General features: G+C 70.1%; 2 protein-coding genes and 1 pseudogene. All 3 read left to right on the top strand.

Features of this window, described 5'->3' with window-relative positions; translation table 11 throughout:
- On the top strand, positions 1 to 378 hold a 378-nt coding region (locus tag JWQ92_RS00890; RefSeq protein ID WP_297342575.1), incomplete at its 5' end, for a ComF family protein.
- A gap of 200 nt (positions 379 to 578) precedes the next feature.
- Positions 579 to 1,328 (top strand): ribosome-associated translation inhibitor RaiA, encoded by a 750-nt coding sequence (raiA, locus tag JWQ92_RS00895; RefSeq protein WP_297342576.1) that lies wholly within the window; start codon positions 579 to 581, stop codon positions 1,326 to 1,328.
- Positions 1,329 to 1,451: 123 nt separating this feature from the next.
- A pseudogene (gene secA, locus JWQ92_RS00900) lies at positions 1,452 to 4,160 on the top strand (preprotein translocase subunit SecA); the annotation flags it as partial.
- Positions 4,161 to 4,376: the final 216 nt, after the last annotated feature.

A 4,376-nucleotide genomic window follows, 5' to 3' on the forward strand; every position in this document is an offset into this window, starting at 1 on the left:
GAGGCGGCGTCGCCCGTGCTCGGGGCGGAGCCCGTCACGCTCGTGCCCATGCCGACCACCATCCGCTCGACGCGCGACCGCGGGTACGACCCCGTGCGCGTCGTGCTGCGCAGGGCGTCGCTGCCGACGCTGCGGCTGCTCCGCCTGGAGCGGCGTGCCGCGGACCAGCGGGCGCTGGGCCGTGAGGAGCGGTTGCGGAACGTGGCCGGCAGCATGCGCAGCAGCGCGGCGGCCGGACGACGCGTGCTGCTAGTCGACGACGTCGTCACCACCGGCGCGACGCTCACCGAGGCGGCGAGGGCGGTGCGCGCCGCGGGCGGCACGGTGCTCGGCGCCATCACGGTGGCGAGCACGCCCAAGCGAACCGACGCCCGCTGATCCGAGCGTCCCGCTGCCCTCGGCATCAGGGGCAGATCCAGCGTTGACGGAAACAGGAGACAAACCGAAGGGCGAGTGTCTATGGTGCGTCTACGGCGTAACGGAAGACCGTTCACGGGCCCTGGAAGACGGGCCGCCAGCATCGGCCGGCGACCTGCAGGGTGACGCGGGGCGGCGCGCCCGAGCAGGGGAGCAACGGCATGGACATCACGCTCATCGGCCGCAACGTGGGGATCACGGAGCAGTTCCGGTCCTACGCCGAGGAGAAGGCGGACCGGGTCGCCAACCTCGCGGATCGCGCGCTCGCACTCGAGATCCGGCTCTGCCGGCATCACGAGACGAACGGCACCGCCGGCGACGATCGAGTGGAGATGACCCTGATCGGGCCGGGCCCGGTGGTTCGGGCGGAGGCCGGTGGTGCGGACAAGTTCGCGGCGTTCGATTCGGCGCTCGCGAAGCTGATGGAACGGATCCGCCGGGCGAAGGACCGCAAGAAGGTGCATCGGGGCCATGGCGAACGCTTGACGAGCCTGCGGAAGGCGAGCACCGACGGCTTCTCCTCGGTCGGCGTCGTGCCCGCGGACGGCGACGCGATGATCTGGGCGGAGACCGGCGGCCAGCAGCCGGCGACCCTGCCGACCGACGAGGAGCCGGCCGACGAGTACGGGTCCGAGGAGGAGTACAACCCGGTCGTGCTGCGCAGGAAGAGCTTCCCGGCCGAGCCCATCACGGTCGACGACGCGCTGTACCGCATGGAGCTCGTCGGGCACGACTTCTACCTCTTCGTCGACAAGGAGACGAACGCGCCGAGCGTCGTCTACCGCCGCATCGGGTGGAACTACGGCGTGATCAGCCTCGACGGCGACCAGCAGGCCGCCGAGGACCCGGCCGGCGCCGGCGCGTCCGTCGGATCCGCGGACCGTGAGCTGCAGGAGGCGACCGCCGGCTGACCCGCAGCACCCGGGCCGGTCGGCCGGAGGACTCGGATCGCGTCCGCCGGTTGACCGGCCGTCCCACGTCGGCGCTGTACCGTTGAGGGTTGATCCCAGCACGCCCGACCGTCAGGAGATCGTGTGGCTTCGGTGCTCGAGAAGGCGCTGCGCGTCGGTGAAGGCCGTGTCCTTCGCCGGCTCCAGCGGATCGTCAGCCAGGTCAACCACCTCGAGGAGGACTTCCGGCACGTCACCGACGAGGAGCTCCGCCACGAGACGGTGGAGCTGCGCGAGCGGTACGCGAACGGGGAGAGCCTCGACGACCTGCTGCCCGAGGCGTTCGCCGCGGTCCGCGAGGCCGCGGCGCGCACGATCGGCCTGCGGCCCTTCGACGTGCAGGTCATGGGCGCCGCCGCCCTGCACCTGGGCAACATCGCGGAGATGAAGACCGGCGAGGGCAAGACCCTCGTCGCCACCATGCCCGCCTACCTGAACGCGATCGCGTCGCGCGGGGTGCACGTCGTCACGGTGAACGACTACCTCGCGTCGTACCAGTCCGAGCTGATGGGGCGGGTCTTCCGTGCCCTCGGCATGACGACCGGCGTCATCCTCTCCGGCCAGACCCCCGAGCAGCGGCGCGAGCAGTACCAGGCCGACATCACCTACGGCACGAACAACGAGTTCGGCTTCGACTACCTGCGCGACAACATGGCGTGGCAGCCCGCCGAGCTCGTGCAGCGCGGCCACTACTACGCGATCGTCGACGAGGTCGACTCGATCCTCATCGACGAGGCCCGCACCCCGCTGATCATCTCGGGCGCCGCCTCCGGTGAGGCGAACCGCTGGTTCGCCGAGTTCGCGTCGCTCGCGAAGCGGCTCGAGCCCGGCCTCGACTTCGAGGTCGACGAGAAGAAGCGCACGGTCGGCGTGCTGGAGCCCGGCATCGAGAAGGTCGAGGACTACCTCGGCATCGACAACCTCTACGAGTCCGCGAACACGCCCCTGATCTCCTTCCTCAACAACGCGATCAAGGCGAAGGCCCTGTTCAAGCGCGACAAGGACTACGTCGTCATGAACGGCGAGGTGCTCATCGTCGACGAGCACACCGGCCGCATCCTGGTCGGCCGCCGCTACAACGAGGGCATCCACCAGGCGATCGAGGCGAAGGAGGGCGTTCAGGTCAAGGCGGAGAACCAGACCTACGCGACCGTCACGCTGCAGAACTACTTCCGCCTCTACAAGAAGCTCTCCGGCATGACCGGCACCGCCGAGACCGAGGCGGCCGAGTTCATGTCGACCTACAAGCTCGGCGTGGTCCCGATCCCCACGAACCGGCCGATGCAGCGCCTCGACCAGTCCGACCTCATCTACAAGAACGAGCAGGCGAAGTTCGGGCAGGTCGTCGAGGACATCGCGAGGCGCCACGCCGCCGGTCAGCCGGTGCTCGTCGGCACGACGAGCGTCGAGAAGAGCGAGTACCTCTCGAAGCTGCTGGCGCGCAAGGGCGTCAAGCACGAGGTGCTGAACGCGAAGAACCATGCCCGGGAGGCCGCGATCATCGCGCAGGCCGGGCGGTTCGGATCCGTCACCGTCGCCACGAACATGGCCGGCCGCGGCACCGACATCATGCTCGGCGGCAACGCCGAGTTCCTCGCCGTGTCGGCGATGTCCGCCAGGGGCCTCTCACCCGTCGACACCCCGGACGAGTACGAGGCGAAGTGGGACGCCGTGTTCGACGCGGTGAAGGCCGAGGTCGCGCAGGAGGCGGAGCGCGTCGTCGCCGCGGGCGGCCTCTACGTGCTCGGCACCGAGCGCCACGAGTCGCGGCGCATCGACAACCAGCTCCGCGGCCGGTCCGGCCGCCAGGGCGATCCCGGTGAGAGCCGGTTCTACCTGTCGCTCACCGACGACCTCATGCGGCTGTTCAACTCGGGCGCCGCCGAGGCGCTGATGGGCCGCAGCGGCGTGCCGGACGACCTGGCCATCGAGTCGAAGGTCGTCTCCCGCGCCATCCGCTCGGCCCAGTCGCAGGTCGAGGCGCGGAACGCGGAGATCCGCAAGAACGTGCTCAAGTACGACGACGTGCTGAACCGCCAGCGCGAGGCGATCTACTCCGACCGCCGTCACATCCTCGAGGGCGACGACATCCACGAGCGAGTGCAGAACTTCCTCGCGAAGGTCATCGACGATGTCATCGAGTCGCACACCGGCGAGGGCTCCGGCGACGACTGGGACTTCGACGCGCTCTGGGCCGAGCTGAAGACGCTCTACCCGATCTCGATCACCATCGAGGAGGTGCTCGCCGAGGCGGGCAGCAAGGGCCGCGTCAACCGCGACTTCATCAAGCGCGAGATCCTGTCGGACGCGAGGCTGGCCTACGCGCGCCGTGAGGAGCAGCTCGGCAGCCCCGCCATGCGGGAGCTCGAGCGCCGCGTCGTCCTGTCGGTCATCGACCGCCGTTGGCGCGACCACCTCTACGAGATGGACTACCTGAAGGACGGCATCGGCCTGCGCGCCATGGCGCAGCGCGACCCGCTCGTCGAGTACCAGCGTGAGGGCTTCGCGTTGTTCCAGACGATGATGGGGCAGATCCGCGAGGAGACGGTCGGCTTCCTGTTCAACCTGGAGGTCGAGGTCAACCCGCTCGCCGGCGGCCAGCAGCCGGCGGTCGCCGCGCGTGGCCTCACGGACGGGCACATGCCCACGGAGTCGCTGCGCTTCACCGCGCCGACGGACGACGGCGGCGTGGAGGTGCGCAACCAGCGCGGACTGCTCGAGCGGGCAGCGACGGCGCGTGCCCAGATCGCGCAGGCGCAGCAGGCGTCGTTCGACGACCTCCTCGGCGACGAGGCGCAGCTTGACGTTGCGGGCCTGCGACACCGTGCGCAGCTGGTCGAACGCGGCGTCCGCGGTGATCCGCTGCTGCGCCATGAGGATGCCCTGCGCCTGACCGATCACCGTGCGACCCACGAGCGCGGTGTCGTACTGCTCCCGCACGACCTCCGCGGTGGCGGCAGCAGCGGCGGCCAGCCGGCGGTCATGAGCAGCGGCCTCGCGGTCGTCCGC

Origin of the sequence: Amnibacterium sp., from assembly GCF_025463795.1 — a bacterium.
GTDB lineage: Bacteria > Actinomycetota > Actinomycetes > Actinomycetales > Microbacteriaceae > Amnibacterium.